Raw genomic sequence first — 14,665 nt, 5'->3', positions numbered from 1 at the left:
TAATAGACTTCAAAGCCTATCTTAATTCAAGCTTTGCGCCTGTGCTAATAACAATACCTCTTATTTCTAACATTGTCAAGGTTGAATTTATAAAGTTTATTTCTTTTGAAAGCTTTCTGCTTATTAAATCAGCCGTATTGTCACCATCTCTTATAAGTTCACATATAAGCTTTTCTTCTTTTGTTAAATTATATTTATTCAAAATATCATCATAAAAATCTTCTTCTTTTATAATTTCCGTCACCTTATGCATAACAGGTCTTTTTAAAATATAATATAAATCTTCCAAAACATCATTTGCGCTTAAAATAATTTTGGCACCGTCTTTTAATAATGCATTACTGCCTTCGCATACTCTGGAAGTTATATTTCCCGGAACTGCATAAACTTCTCTTCCCTGTTCGTTAGCATATTTTGCAGTTATCAAAGACCCGCTTTTAAAGGATGCTTCTATAACAACAGTTCCTTGCGAAAGCCCACTTATTATTCTGTTTCTTGCAGGGAAATGATGACTTAAAGGTTCCGTTCCTGGCAAATATTCGCTAACAACCATACCTCTTCCTTCTATTATTTCATCATATATCTTCCTGTTTGATTTAGGATAAACTTTATCTACCCCGCATCCTAAAACAGCTATGGTATCCCCCATTCCCTCTAAGGCTCCTTTATGGGCATATGTATCTATTCCTATTGCCATACCGCTTACAACATCAAGACCGTTATTTGAAAATTCTCTTGCAAACTGCTTTGCGACATTCATACCGTAATTGCTTGCTCTTCTTGTTCCAACCATTGAAATCATTGGATTATCTTCCATAAATAGATTCTTTCCTTTATAAAAAAGCACAGGAGGATAATCGTATGTATCCATTAAAGCACAAGGATAATACTTATCGTCCATGGTAATATAGTTTATGCTTTCATTATACATTTTATCTATTATTCTATCGTATTTCTTCAAATCCTTGTCGGTAACCATTCTTGTAGCAGTATCCATATTTATGCCCTTTATTTTCATATATTCGCTTATATTATCATTTTCATATACCGCATCAATTGAACCGAAATAATCATATAAATCAATTGCTCTTTTTGCACCGATATTTTGAGTTGAAATAAGCCATAGCCATTTTGATATGTTCATTTTTCTCTCCTCTTTATATGTATATGTTAAAGATAATATATTTTTAGGTAAATTGCAATAATATTAGAACATTTGGTCACATTTTAGTCACAAAAAAACTTCCTCAAATATTAAGGAAGTTTTAAAAATCATCAAAGAACCTTTCTTTTTCGTGTCTCATACTTTTTTCAAAATATTTTTTTCTCTTTTTTATAAATTCAACAGTAACCCCAAAAGTATCACTGGCTTCATAATAATTAAAAGAGCCATAAGAATTATAAGACTCTTTATAAAAACTCTCAAACAAATCATCGGGAATTAGAAAATACAAAGAAAAAGCATCAGCCTGAGCTTCTTCTTTATTAAGGGATAAGTCTAAACTTTCAAGCTGATTTATGCTGTGACAGAACAAATGCCCTGCTTCATGAGCCAAAGCCTCTCTCCTCTTTTTTGTCTCATCACTTAGTGTAGAATTTTTCCTTAAAAATTCTTCTTCATCCATTGAAGTATTACCTACAATAAGCATATTTCCGATAACGCATGACTTATCGCAATTATCAAAAAATTTCACTTTATAGTGTAAATCTTCAAATATTTCATCAAATTTATCAAAACTTACGGGATAAGTATCAACAAAATATTTCTCTCTTACATAATCTGCTTTTTCATATATATTTTCATACAAATGTTTCGCCATAAATCTCCTCAAAAAAAGCCTCTGATAAAAGAGGCTTTAAAACTAAATATTTTCGTTTAAATCATCAACAAGTTCGTCAACGTTGATTCCGTGAGCCATAGCTCCTTCTTCTAATGTTTCAAATCTTGCTGCCATACATCCTACACATCCCATTCCGTATGCTTGAAATACTGAAACAGCTTGAGGATATTTGTTTACTATATCCATAATTCCCATTTCTTTTGTTATTTTCATTTTCTTACCTCCAAATAATTAAATTGTTTAAATTTTTCAATAAAGAATTTATTTAAACTTTAGATTAAGGTTATCACAAATTAAGCTTCTTCAGATTCTTTTGTGTCTAAGTCTACATCTTTATCGCTTGCCATTGCTTCGCTTATTTGAGTTTCATCTTCCATATCTGCAACTTTTGTTTTGCATGCACCTATAAAAATAGCACCTTCATCAATGATGATGTTATCAACATAAACGTCTCCGGTTAGTTTACCGGTAGATAATATTTTTAATTGTTCACATGTAACAATTCCTTCCACCGTACCTATTATATGAACATTTTTAGCATTAATGTTACCTGCAATAAACGCATTTCTTCCGACAATAATATTACCGGCTAAATTAACATTACCTTTTAAGTTACCTTCATATCTTACGTTTCCACCGGCTGCAAGATCTCCGATAAAAGTTATATCACTTCCCACAATAGTATCAATTTGTTCGTAATTAACCCTTTTATTAGATACTTGAAGCTTGCTTTTTGCCATTATATCAACCTCTCTTTAAATAATCTTTAGAAATTGTCTAATCATTTATTAATTATACCCTAACTAAATTTAAAATACAAGAAAAAATACCAAACCTCTGTTTTTTATTAGATTTTTTTAAAAAATTGTGTTACACTAAATTATATATGATACGTGTGGAGGTAGAAAAATGTATGCTCTGTTTATCATTTTAAACGATATGTATTTGGTGGATGATGTGCATGAAATATTGTCCAGATGTGAAGTGGGAGGAACATTGTTTAATTCAACGGGACTTGGAAAAGTAAACATGCATTATAATAATGAAGATTATACATTTACTTCTATCAGAAAAATTTTAAACGGAAACAAACCTAAGAACGTTACAATAATTTCAATTATCAAAAGCGAAGAAAAGCTTGATGAAGTAAAAATAGAAATTATGAAACTCCTTGGCAATATAGAAACCAAAGGGCTTGGCTTTATGTTCGTAATCCCTGTAATGGAAGTAATTGGTTATAAAGGAAAGGATTTAAAATAATTAAAGAAAAATGAATTCTAAAATTAACTTAAATTTCAAAAAAAAATATATTCCATTTATTGCTATAGGAATAATACTAATTTTAATTTTGTTTCTGACTCCGAAGATTGCAAAAAACAGCATGCTATCTTCCGTAATGGATAACCAAATAGCCGGTAAAGAAATAACAAAAATAGAATACATTAAATACAAAGGCGAGCCTTTCATGTCGGTTGTGGAAGAAAAAAAATCCATAAGCGGAAATGACAACGAAGTAACAAAAATAATAAGATCTTTGGACAGTTATAAAATTAAAATTCTTGGGAACAACGAATCCACCAGCGAAATCTTATATGTATATTTCAAAGATTCAACAAAGCTTATTTGCTATATTGACGGAAATAAACTTGGTGTTGACAATGGAAATATATGGATAAAAGATGTAAACATCGAATACATAAAAGAACAAATGAAAGATGTACAAATCATCAACGAAGTTTAAAAAAAAGAAAGTATAAATACTTTCTTTTTTTATTTATAGTAAAGTTCTTTTAAAGTTTTCATAACTTCAACAACTCTCATATCACTTATATGATAAAAAACACTTAATCCCTTTTTCTCGCTTTCTACAATACCCGCAAGTTTAAGTGCGTTTAAATGCTGTGAAATTGCAGCCATGGAAATGGAATCAATTTTTTCGCTTAATTGACCTACACTTAATTCTCCCTCTTCCAAATAGCATAGAATAAGAAGACGATTTTTATTTGATATTATTTTTAAAACATCACTTACTTTCTGCGCTTTTAATTCCACTAAAACCACCTTCCTTTATTTTACACACACTGTGTCATTGTTCCCATAGGACAGTACACACACCAGCTTCTAGGTCTAAAAAATAACATCGTAACAAAACCTAAAATAGAAGATGTAAGCATCATGCCATACATTCCAAATGCAAACTGTGCTACAAAGTCTGGGAAAATAGACGAAGTATAAGAAAATCCAAAAGGAACCTTAAAAGTCCATAAAATTTTTATTACTTCCTTTAAATCATTAACTCCCCAAAATACGTTTATGGTGTTTATTATCATTAAAACAAACATACTCATAAAAAATAATAAAAATGAATATCTAAACCAATTAGACGATAAAAATTTTGGAGGAACTTTTTTTCTTGATAAATTTAACTTATTACCAAGTATATCAAATAACTGCCCCCTTGCACAATATTTATTGCAAAAAGCTTTTCCTCCTCCAAATAATGCAATAAAAAGAGGAATTAAAAATTCAATCATTCCAAGCCATGCAAATAATATGTTAAATAAACCTAAAATCAAATATAGTGGTGTATATATCCACAAATAATCATACCAATGTTTTTTCTTATTCATCTTTTCCCCTTTCTACTTTGCTGATTACTCCCGCAGGGCAGGTATTGACACAAAGCCCGCATCCAACGCATAAAGACTCATCAACAAAAGCTCTTACTCCTTTTTTTACTTTTATGGCCTCTCTTGGACATACTTTCATACAAGCACCGCAGGCCACGCAATTATTTGAAACAACCGCATAAAATTTACTTTTCATTAACTTCTCCTAATTTTTTTATTTAAGTATATTCTTAAATACTTAAATTGTCAAAAAAAAATAAAAACACGGTAACAACCGTGCTTTATTCTTCAATAATATATTTAATAAATTTTGCGGGAACTCCTCCTACGATTGAATTTGCTTCAACATCTTTTGTTACAACAGCCCCTGCGGCAACTATTGCTCCGTCTCCTATGGTTACTCCCGGTACTATTGTAGAATTTGCGCCAACCCATACGTTTTTACCAATTTTTACAGGTTTTGGATGCATATCGCTTCTTTTATTTGGATTAAAATCGTGATTAAGGGTTGCTATTACAACGTTATGCCCAAGAAGTGAACCGTCCCCTATTTCAATACCTCCTTGATCTTGCAGACAGCAGCCGGAGTTGAAAAATACATTTTTACCAACGGTTATATTTTTACCACAGTCAGAATAAAAAGGTGGAAACAAAGCAAATGTTTCATCAACTTCTTTTCCAATAAGTTTTGAGAATAATTCTCTTATTTCATCGTTTGTATGATACTTTCCATTTATTTGTGATGTAATTCTTCTTGCCTCATCGCTTACTTTATGCATATATAAATGTACGTCGCTTCCGCCTTTAACTACCTTACCTTCGTTTAAATGATTTAAGTAATCTTTTAATTCCATGTTATCTCCTTTTTAATAAACTACTTCTCTTTTAATTATAAATCCTAAATGTTATAATATCAAATATATATATTATATAAGATAATATACTTTAAAAGTATACTAATAAAGGAGCGTTTAAATGGATATAAAAGTACTAAATTATTTTTTAACCGTTGCAAAAGAAGAAAGTATATCATCTGCTGCAAAAGTCTTAAATATGACCCAGCCTCCTCTTTCAAGACAAATCAAAGAACTTGAAGAGGAGCTTGGAAAAACTCTTTTTATCAGAGGAAGGAAAATAACATTAACAGAAGAAGGAAGAATTTTACAAAAACGAGCAAAAGAAATAATAGAGCTTACAAACAAAACAAAAGAAGAAATGTTATATTTAGGACAAAATTTAAAGGGAGAGATATATATAGGCTGTGGTGAATCATACTCTGTAAGAATGATAGCAAAAGCAATGAAAAACTTCTCTAAACAACATGACGTAAAGTTTCACATAACCAGCGGAAATTCCAACGACATAAGAGAAAAACTGGATAAAGGTCTTTTGGACTTTGCCCTTTTCATTGAGCCTGTAAACATAAAAAAATATAACTACATAAAACTTCCTTATCATGATACATGGGGAATTTTAGCAAAAAAAGATAGTGAAATCGCAAAAAAAGAATATATAACAAAGGAAGATTTAAAAAAACTTCCTCTTATAATATCATCTCAGCAAATAGTAAAAAATGAATTCAGCGGTTTTATTTCCGGTGATTTTGAATCTTTAAACATAAAAGCAACATATAATCTTTTATATAATGCATCTTTAATGGTTATGGAAGACATAGGATATGCTCTTTGCTTAGATAAGATAATTCAAGGTACAAAAGAAAACAATTTGGTTTTTATTCCCCTAAAACCCAAAATGGAAGTAGGAGTGGTTTTTGCATGGAGAAAACAGGAAATTTTTTCAAAAGTAAAAGAAAAATTTTTACAAGAAATTGAAAAAGAAATAGCTAAAATCAAAAGGTAATATGAATTTATAAAAAAAACAAAAAAAATAAACATATATTACAAACAAAACTCTCGTAAACCTTGAATTTCTCGTCATTTATGATATAATACTATTTTGATTAGATGGGACTTAGGAGGTAAAATTATAAATGAGTTCAATATTAGATAAAAAAGAAAACAATGTGGCAACAATTACAATTACTGTTTCCGCAGAAGATTTTAACAAAGCTATCGATGCTGCATACAAAAAAAACAAAGGTAAATTCAGCATTGACGGTTTTAGAAAAGGAAAAGCCCCAAGACAAATTATTGAAAGAAAATTCGGTGAAGGAATATTCTTTGAAGATGCTTTAGACGAAGCTTTCCCAGCTGAATACGAACAAGCTATCAAAGAACATGATTTAAAACCAGTAAATATGCCTTCAATGACAAAATTAGACAGCATAAGCAAAGAAGAAGGTGCTACATTTACTATTGAAGTTGAATTAGAACCTGAATTTGAACTTGGCGAATACAAAGGTATCGAAATATACCCTATCGAATACGAAGTAACAGAAAAAGACGTTGAAGACGAACTTAACAGAGTAAGAGAACAAAACGCAAGATTAGTAAGCGTTGAAGACACAGAAAGTAAAGAAGGAGATACAGTTGTTATCGACTTTGAAGGTTTCGTAGGAGATGAAGCTTTTGAAGGCGGAAAAGGCGAAAACTATCCATTAGTTCTTGGAAGCAACTCTTTCATTCCTGGATTTGAAGATCAACTTATCGGTAAAAAAGCAGGTGAAGAAGTTGATGTTAACGTAACATTCCCTGAAGAATACCATGCTCCTGATTTAGCAGGAAAAGACAGTGTATTCAAAGTAAAAATCCATGAAGTAAAAGCAAAAGAACTTCCTGAACTTGATGATGATTTCGCAGCTGACGTAAGCGAATTCGATACTCTTGATGAATACAAAGAAGACTTAAAAGCAACAATCAAACAACAAAGAGAAAACAATTTAAGAGGAGCAGCTATCAACACAATCGTTGAAGAAGTTTGCAACAACACTGAAATTGATATTCCAAAATGCATGATCGAAAGAAAAGCAGAAGACGTAAAAGCTCAATTTGAACAACAAATCATGCAAAGCGGAATTGACCCTAAAACATACTATGATGTAATGAAAAGTCAAAACGGCGGCAAAAACGAAGATGATTTCATGAAATTATTCGAAGAACAAGCTGAACATGACGTAAAACAAGAATTGGTACTTACAAAACTTATGGAAGTTGAAAACTTTGAAGCAACAGATGAAGAAGTTGAAGAAGAAATCGCAAACTTTGCAAAAGCTTATAATCAAAAAGTTGAAGACTTCAAAAAAACAATGGATGATACAACAAAAGATTATATCAACAACTTCATCAAACAAAGAAAATTATTTGATTTCCTAATTGAAAATGCCAAGGTAAAAGAAGAAGAAGCAAAATAATTCTACAATACGGAGGTACTTTTATGCCATTAATTCCAATGGTAGTGGAAAATGAAGGTAGAGCAGAACGCTCTTATGATATCTACTCAAGATTACTTAAAGACAGAATTATATTTTTAACCGGAGAAATAAACGACGAGGTTGCAAACCTTGTTGTTGCAGAAATGTTATTTTTGGAAGCTCAAGACAGCTCAAAAGACATTCAACTTTACATCAACTCTCCGGGAGGAAGTGTAACTGCCGGTATGGCTATATATGATACAATGAATTACATCAAATGCGATGTATCTACAATTTGTATCGGTATGGCTGCATCAATGGGAGCATTCTTGCTTGCTTGCGGAACAAAGGGAAAAAGAATTGCCCTTCCAAACAGTGAAGTTATGATTCATCAGCCTCTTGGCGGTTTCCAAGGTCAAAGCAGCGATGTTGAAATCCATGCAAGAAGACTTTTGAAAATTAAAGAAGACATAAACAAAATACTTAGCAAACAAACAGGAAAAACATTAAAAACAATCGAAAAAGATACCGACAGAGATAACTTTATGAGTGCAAAAGAAGCTATGGAATACGGCTTAATAGATAAGGTCTTTGAAAAAAGATAATAAAGGAGGGCTATTATAATGAGTGACGAAAATAACAATTACGAAAACCAAAACCATTGTTCGTTTTGCGGTAAAAGTCAATCTGAAGTTAAAAGTTTAGTAGCCGGACCTGGAGTTTTCATCTGTAATGAATGTATCGCTTTATGCAGCGAAATGTTCAACGAAACATTATATGACGATGAAGAATTTACAGATACTCTAACTCCAAATCTAAATGAAGTTGAAAAACCAAAAAGAATAAAAGAATTACTTGATGATTATGTTATCGGACAAGACGAAGCAAAGAAAACTTTAGCGGTTGCAGTTTATAATCACTATAAGAGAATAAACGTTACCGATAAACAAAAAGAAGATAACGAGGTTGAACTTCAAAAAAGCAATATCTTGCTTACAGGACCTACCGGAAGCGGTAAAACTCTTCTTGCATCTACCCTTGCAAAAATACTTAAAGTTCCTTTTGCAATAGCTGATGCAACGGCACTTACAGAAGCAGGATACGTTGGAGAAGACGTTGAAAATATCTTACTTAGACTTATCCAAGCAGCAGATTATAATATTGAACTTGCTCAAAAAGGTATAATATATATAGATGAAATCGACAAAATCGCAAGAAAAAGCGAAAACACATCAATAACAAGAGATGTAAGCGGTGAAGGTGTTCAACAAGCACTTCTTAAAATACTTGAAGGAACTGTTGCAAACGTACCTCCTCAAGGAGGAAGAAAACATCCTCATCAAGATTTCATTCAAATTGATACAAAAGATATCTTGTTTATCTGCGGCGGAGCTTTTGACGGACTTGACGAAGTAATCAAAAAAAGACTCGGTACCCACTCAATGGGCTTTGGAAATGATATACAAGGAAGTAAAGATAAATCATCTGATGAACTTTTAAGCATGGCACAACCTCAAGACTTTGTAAAATACGGTTTGATTCCTGAACTTGTGGGAAGACTTCCTATAAGTGCATCTCTTAAAAAACTTGATGAAGAAGCACTTATAAATATCCTAACAAAACCTAAAAATGCTTTAATCAAACAATATAAATACTTATTAAGTCTTGATGATGTAAATCTTCATTTTGATAAAGATGCAATAGATTTAATTGCCAGCGAAACAGTTAAAAGAGAAACAGGAGCAAGAGGACTTAGAAGCATACTTGAAGATATTATGCTTGATGTTATGTACGAAGCTCCAAACAATGAAGATGTGAAAGATATTACCATTACTAAAGAAATGGTTAAAGAAGCTTTTGATAAAAAAGCACAATAAAAAAGACCGATTATTCGGTCTTTTTTTAATATCCATAAATTTTATACATAAGTATTGCACCGCTTACATTTGCATTTAAAGATTCGCACTTTCCGCTCATTGGAATCTTTACTTCTTTAGTTGCATATTTTAGGCACTCATCACTTATTCCGTTTCCTTCGTTGCCTACAATAAGCACATTCTTTTTACTATTAAAATCATTCTTCTCACTTCCCTTTAAAGTAGAAGCAATAATCTCAAAACCTTTTTCTTTTAATTCATTTAAAACAACATAATCTTCATCTTTAATTATTTTTGTATTTAAAATACTTCCCGCACTGGCTCTTACTGCCTTTGCAGAAAAAGGAGAAGCGGTTGTTTTTGTTATTACAACACCGTCAAAATCAGCACAAACACTGCTTCTTATAAGCCCTCCGACATTTTCGCTGTCTTGCAGATTATCAAGGTATAATATATTAGCACTTTCCTTTATATCATCTAATGTTTTATACTCTATTTCTAAAACTGCAAGAACCCCTTGAGGTGTTTTTGTGGTTGAAATATAATCAAATATCTCTTCGCTTACTTCTATTGCATCTTTATAGTCTTTCACATAATCAGGGGTTGCAATGATATATTTAATATTCCCTCCCCCGTTTATTGCATCAAGAACAAACTTCCTTCCTTCAAGAATATACATATTGTTCTTATCTCTATATTTTTTCTTTTCTAAACTTTTTATAAGTTTAATTAATTTATTTGTTTTAGATGTTATCATTTTTATCCTCTTTTATTATTTGATTATTTAATTATACTTTTTATTTTATTAAAAGTAAATGTATTTTTCATTGCAATCATAATGATTGCATATAAACCTAAAACCATATGACAAAACATAATCAAATAAAAAACGAAACTTTATAAAATTTTATATGTTCTTATATAAAACAAAAAATATATTACATTACAGGTATAATTTAAAACTATATCAAACCAATATTTTTATATATTATACAAACAAAAAAAATAGGAGTATAATAAATAACATATTAACTCGGAGGTATTAAAAATGACAAAAGGACCATTCAGATATGACCAAGTAGGAAGCCTACTTAGAACAAATACACTTAAAGAAGCAAAGAAAAATTTAGAAAATGAAAGTATTTCTTTTGAAGATTATAAAAAAATCGAAAGAGAAGAAATAAAAAAAATCGTTGAAAAACAAAAAGAAATCGGCTTAAAAGCAATTACAGACGGAGAATTTAACAGAGAATACTGGCATTATGATTTTATCGCTCACTTAAATGGCATAAAGACTTACGTTTTAGATATGCAAGGTAAATTTCAAGGAACAATGAACAAATTAAAATCTTACTATGTTAAAGATACAATTTCTTTCCCAAAAGACCACCCATTCCTTTATGACTTTAAATATTTAAAAGAATTATGCGGGGATGATGCTGTTGCAAAAACAACAATTCCGGGACCTAACATGATTTATTATTCCGGAGTTGTAAATTCTGATTTATTTAAAAAAGACACAAATTATACATCTATTGAAAAATTAAAAGAAGATATAGCAAAAGTATATCAAGATGCAATACAAGCATATTATGACGCAGGATGCAGATATCTTCAATTTGATGATACTGCTTGGGGTGCATTATTTAGCGAAGGACAGAGAAAAGCTTTGGAAGAAAAAGGAATAGATACAAAAAATTTAGTAAAAGACTTCGCAGAAATCACGGTAAACTCTCTTAAAAATAGACCTGACGATATGACAATAACTACACATTGTTGTAGAGGAAACTTCAAAAGCAGCTGGTTATATGAAGGAGATTATTCTTTCGTTGAAGATTATATATTTAAAGCTCCATTTGACGGATTTTTCCTTGAATACGATACAGACAGAGCAGGCTCTTTTGAACCAATAAAGAAATTAAAAGAAGGTAAACTTGTACTTGGTCTTATTACAAGTAAAGAAGGAACTTTGGAAGATAAAGAAGTAATAAAAGAAAGAATAAAAGAAGCAAGCAAATACATTCCTCTTGAAAGATTATGTTTAAGTCCACAGTGTGGTTTCTCTTCAACAGAAGACGGAAATAACATAACAGAAGAAGACCAATTTAAAAAATTACAACTTGTAAAAGAAATAGCAACAGAAGTTTGGAAAGATGCTTAAAAAATCCTCATTTGAGGATTTTTTTATTTTTTTCCAATTTTGCCAATTTTATCTTTATGTTGTAATCAAAACTTTTTTATGTATAATTCAATTTACAAATATAAAAGGAGTTATACATAATGAAAAAAATAATAGCTATATTACTTATTATCTTGTTAATGATTCCAAGTTTAAACGTAGAAGCACAGGATTTATATAATATTGAAATACCCGATTTCGTAAAAAACGAAGCACAAAATGAACAATATTACAAAACAGACAAAATACCAAAAGAATATTTAAACTCTAATGCAAAAAGAACAAAAGAAATATCAAATAGTTTTTATGTTGCATATGCATACTCTGCAAAAAACAAACAAAGCGATGAATACAACAGTATTGTAAAATTTGAAAAATTAAAAACCTTTGATACTTTTACAAATGCAAAAAATTATATGGATAATACTTATAACGAATATATAAATATAAATACAAGCGAATACATAAAAAAAGCTAAAGGACTTGTTATTTTAAATGAAGATGAAGAAGTAATAGACATGAAAACAGGAAGAGCTTATATTTCTGCCCCATCGGCTATGCTCGTTCTTGATAATGCTTACGGCTCAAGCAATCCATATATCACAAACAACCAAGAAGTATTTTATTTAGGTGCGGAAAATAATGGAAATTACACATCTTCAAAATGCAAAATAGGAATAAGCGGAATAACAAATTATACATCTTCAGATAATCTTACATTTGTTCCGGAAGTCTTATTTGACGATTTGTATGTATCAGGTTCATCTAATACAAAAAAATACAATATGGGTTATTACAGCGTAAATTCAAACTCAGATTTATATCACTATGTATCGGTATTAAGTGACGCAGTAAATTCACAAAGATATGAAAACAGCGAAAAATCTATGCTGCAAAGTTTTGTTGTAGATAAAGCACCTTCTTTTATGAAAAGCGGCACTAAGTATTATAGCATGGACGGAGTAAACTTTTATACTTCAAAATACCTTACTTCATCAAGTAAAGCAGGAACACATTATCCTTACTTTACATATCTTTCATATAGAACTAAAACAAGCTACACAGCAGCAGAAATAAATAAAAGAATAAACACCTACCCTACAAATTCAAAACTTAAAAATATGGGTGAAACCTTAATAAACGTTCAAAATAAATACGGTATAAATGCTCTTATGGAACTAGGCTTTGCAAACCTTGAAAGCGGATACGGAACAAGCTCTTATGCACAAACAAAAAATAACCTTTTTGGAATTGCCGCATATGATGAAAATCCCGATAATGCTTATAGCTTTTCAAGCCCCGCAAAGTGTATAGAAGAACATGCGTATAGACACTTAAGCAGAGCATATTTTGACGCAAACTCTGACTTTAGATATTATGGAACTTCTCCCGGCAATAAAAAGATTGGAGTAAACGTAAAGTATGCCTCAGACCCATATCATGGTGAAAAAATAGGCGGTAACGTATATCTTCAAGATAAAAACATGGGAAGCAAAGACTATGAAAAATACACAATAGCCATAACCAACAAAACCACAAACGTATATCAAAATGCAGATAGTAGCAGCAAAACTTACTATAAAATGGCAAACAAAAACTCCAGTACACCTACTGGAATGCCTGTTGTTATAATCGGAGAAAAAGGTGATTATTATAAAATACAAACTGACATAGGAGTTGTAAACTCTTCTGTTCACTATGAAAATTTATATAATCATACTTCTTCAGTTGGATACATCAAAAAAAGCGATGTTGATATTGTAAGAAAAGGAAAAACAAGCATAACTCAAGATAATGCCACAACACCTAAAATATCAATATCCTCAATTAAGATATACCCTGCCTTAAGCTACGGTTTTACTCCGGGATATGCAAATAACTTAAGAGTTGACATAAGTGCATATTCAAATATAAAAAATGCAAAAGTAGAACTTCAGGTTTATAATTCAAAAAAACAGCTTGTTGCAAAGAAAAGTTTAACAAAATCAAAAACAGGAACAACAACAGAAAAAATTTACTGGGACGGAAAAGCAACAAAGGATAACAAAGCAGGATATAAAACGGGAAGCTATGTAAATAGAAGTTCAAAAGGAAATAATTATACTATTAGAGTCATATTATCTGTTTCAGGAAAAAGCACAAAAACAAAAGATTATACAATTAAGGTTTACTCAAAAGCTACAAAGCTTTCTACGGGAATAACCAAAACATCAATAAAAAGAAAGTATTCAACAACATTATATATGACCCCAAACAGACCTGGAACAAGCATGGTAAGAATCTATGACAGTAAAAACAGGCTGGTTTTTAAACAAGTATTTTACTACAAAAAGGCAAATACAAAAAACTCCGTAACTTTTAAAGGATACGGAAATTATGATAAGTATAATAAAAAACTTCTCCCTAAAGGAAAATATAAAGTTAAATTCACCCATGGAGATTATACTTATACTTATCCAAAAACAATTACACTTAAATAAATCTATAAAGAAGCAATTTTTAAATTGCTTCTTTATATCCTACTATAAATCGTGTATAATATTAGTATCTTATAATATACTACCAAAAAGGAAAAAAGTATGGGAACACTAATAGATTTATATGACGGTCAAAAAAAACATAAAGAAAAAATATCAAAATGTTTATCTATTATGGAAAATAGCCATGAAATTTTTAAAACAGGAGAAAAACAAGCCGATAAAATAATAGTTTCAATAGGAAAACTCTTAAATTTAAGCCTTTTTAATTTGGATGAAAAAGAATACTTTAATTTATTAAATATTTATGCTGATATATATGAGTTAAAAGAAAATTTAAATTATGAATAT

Annotated in this window: 18 protein-coding genes; 9 read left to right on the top strand and 9 right to left on the bottom strand. The window is 30.5% G+C overall.

Features of this window, described 5'->3' with window-relative positions; translation table 11 throughout:
• Positions 1-16: 16 nt before the first annotated feature.
• From dprA to FGQ49_RS06470, 4 genes are all read right to left on the bottom strand, one after another.
• Positions 17-1,144: a DNA-processing protein DprA gene (gene dprA / locus FGQ49_RS06485; protein WP_138269058.1), complete on the bottom strand. Its 1,128-nt coding sequence runs from the start codon at positions 1,142-1,144 to the stop codon at positions 17-19.
• A 121-nt stretch (positions 1,145-1,265) separates the two neighbouring features.
• Positions 1,266-1,820: an ImmA/IrrE family metallo-endopeptidase gene (locus FGQ49_RS06480; protein ID WP_138269057.1), complete on the bottom strand. Its 555-nt coding sequence runs from the start codon at positions 1,818-1,820 to the stop codon at positions 1,266-1,268.
• A 42-nt stretch (positions 1,821-1,862) separates the two neighbouring features.
• Positions 1,863-2,054: a DUF1858 domain-containing protein gene (locus FGQ49_RS06475; protein WP_138269056.1), complete on the bottom strand. Its 192-nt coding sequence runs from the start codon at positions 2,052-2,054 to the stop codon at positions 1,863-1,865.
• An 80-nt stretch (positions 2,055-2,134) separates the two neighbouring features.
• On the bottom strand, positions 2,135-2,581 hold the full coding sequence (locus tag FGQ49_RS06470) for a bactofilin family protein (protein WP_138269055.1): 447 nt from the start codon (positions 2,579-2,581) through the stop codon (positions 2,135-2,137).
• Positions 2,582-2,750: 169 nt separating this feature from the next.
• Between FGQ49_RS06470 and FGQ49_RS06465 the strand changes: the two genes are divergently transcribed.
• Together FGQ49_RS06465 and FGQ49_RS06460 are read left to right on the top strand one after the other, a co-directional pair.
• Positions 2,751-3,101 carry a hypothetical protein gene (locus tag FGQ49_RS06465; protein ID WP_138269054.1) on the top strand — a complete coding sequence of 117 codons (351 nt, stop codon included), beginning with the start codon at positions 2,751-2,753 and terminating at the stop codon, positions 3,099-3,101.
• A gap of 10 nt (positions 3,102-3,111) precedes the next feature.
• A complete protein-coding gene (locus FGQ49_RS06460) occupies positions 3,112-3,582 on the top strand; it encodes a hypothetical protein (protein ID WP_138269053.1) in 471 nt (156 codons plus the stop codon).
• Between the two features lie 29 nt (positions 3,583-3,611).
• On the opposite strand, the gene FGQ49_RS06455 is transcribed toward FGQ49_RS06460, so the two are convergent.
• The 4 genes from FGQ49_RS06455 to FGQ49_RS06440 all read right to left on the bottom strand — a co-directional run bounded on the left by FGQ49_RS06455 (position 3,612) and on the right by FGQ49_RS06440 (position 5,325).
• Positions 3,612-3,893, bottom strand: coding sequence for an ArsR/SmtB family transcription factor (locus FGQ49_RS06455; protein ID WP_171020622.1), 282 nt, complete (start codon positions 3,891-3,893; stop codon positions 3,612-3,614).
• Between the two features lie 20 nt (positions 3,894-3,913).
• On the bottom strand, positions 3,914-4,471 hold the full coding sequence (locus tag FGQ49_RS06450) for a 4Fe-4S binding protein (protein ID WP_138269051.1): 558 nt from the start codon (positions 4,469-4,471) through the stop codon (positions 3,914-3,916).
• On the bottom strand, positions 4,464-4,667 hold the full coding sequence (locus FGQ49_RS06445) for a 4Fe-4S binding protein (RefSeq protein ID WP_138269050.1): 204 nt from the start codon (positions 4,665-4,667) through the stop codon (positions 4,464-4,466). The genes FGQ49_RS06450 and FGQ49_RS06445 overlap by 8 nt, the downstream gene beginning before the upstream one ends.
• An 85-nt stretch (positions 4,668-4,752) precedes the next feature.
• Positions 4,753-5,325, bottom strand: a complete 573-nt coding sequence (locus tag FGQ49_RS06440) for a DapH/DapD/GlmU-related protein (protein ID WP_138269049.1) — start codon at positions 5,323-5,325, stop codon at positions 4,753-4,755.
• Between the two features lie 121 nt (positions 5,326-5,446).
• Here FGQ49_RS06440 and FGQ49_RS06435 point away from each other — a divergent pair, with 121 nt between their 5' ends.
• The 4 genes from FGQ49_RS06435 (at position 5,447) to clpX (ending at position 9,658) form a co-directional block, all read left to right on the top strand.
• Positions 5,447-6,331: a LysR family transcriptional regulator gene (locus FGQ49_RS06435; protein WP_138269048.1), complete on the top strand. Its 885-nt coding sequence runs from the start codon at positions 5,447-5,449 to the stop codon at positions 6,329-6,331.
• A 130-nt stretch (positions 6,332-6,461) separates the two neighbouring features.
• Entirely contained in the window at positions 6,462-7,781 is a 1,320-nt protein-coding gene (tig, locus tag FGQ49_RS06430; protein ID WP_138269047.1) for a trigger factor, read from the top strand.
• Positions 7,782-7,804: 23 nt separating this feature from the next.
• Positions 7,805-8,386 carry an ATP-dependent Clp endopeptidase proteolytic subunit ClpP gene (gene clpP / locus FGQ49_RS06425; protein WP_138269046.1) on the top strand — a complete coding sequence of 194 codons (582 nt, stop codon included), beginning with the start codon at positions 7,805-7,807 and terminating at the stop codon, positions 8,384-8,386.
• Positions 8,387-8,404: 18 nt separating this feature from the next.
• Entirely contained in the window at positions 8,405-9,658 is a 1,254-nt protein-coding gene (clpX, locus tag FGQ49_RS06420) for an ATP-dependent protease ATP-binding subunit ClpX (protein WP_138269045.1), read from the top strand.
• 25 nt (positions 9,659-9,683) lie between these two features.
• Here the strand turns inward: clpX and FGQ49_RS06415 are convergent, their stop codons facing one another.
• Complete coding sequence (locus FGQ49_RS06415; RefSeq protein ID WP_138269044.1) at positions 9,684-10,415, bottom strand: TrmH family RNA methyltransferase; 732 nt, start codon at positions 10,413-10,415, stop codon at positions 9,684-9,686.
• Between the two features lie 291 nt (positions 10,416-10,706).
• Here FGQ49_RS06415 and FGQ49_RS06410 point away from each other — a divergent pair, with 291 nt between their 5' ends.
• From FGQ49_RS06410 to FGQ49_RS06400, 3 genes are all read left to right on the top strand, one after another.
• Positions 10,707-11,819 (top strand): 5-methyltetrahydropteroyltriglutamate--homocysteine S-methyltransferase, encoded by a 1,113-nt coding sequence (locus tag FGQ49_RS06410; RefSeq protein ID WP_138269043.1) that lies wholly within the window; start codon positions 10,707-10,709, stop codon positions 11,817-11,819.
• A 119-nt stretch (positions 11,820-11,938) separates the two neighbouring features.
• Positions 11,939-14,317, top strand: coding sequence for a glucosaminidase domain-containing protein (locus FGQ49_RS06405; RefSeq protein ID WP_138269042.1), 2,379 nt, complete (start codon positions 11,939-11,941; stop codon positions 14,315-14,317).
• Between the two features lie 99 nt (positions 14,318-14,416).
• Positions 14,417-14,665 (top strand): hypothetical protein (locus FGQ49_RS06400; protein ID WP_138269041.1); only part of this gene is annotated, 249 nt, incomplete at its 3' end.

It is taken from the genome of Anaerofustis stercorihominis (assembly GCF_005844425.1).
GTDB classification, from domain to species: Bacteria; Bacillota; Clostridia; order Eubacteriales; family Anaerofustaceae; genus Anaerofustis; species Anaerofustis butyriciformans.
The sequence above is the reverse complement of the archived record's forward strand: the minus strand, read 5'-3'. Positions and strand labels throughout refer to the sequence as shown.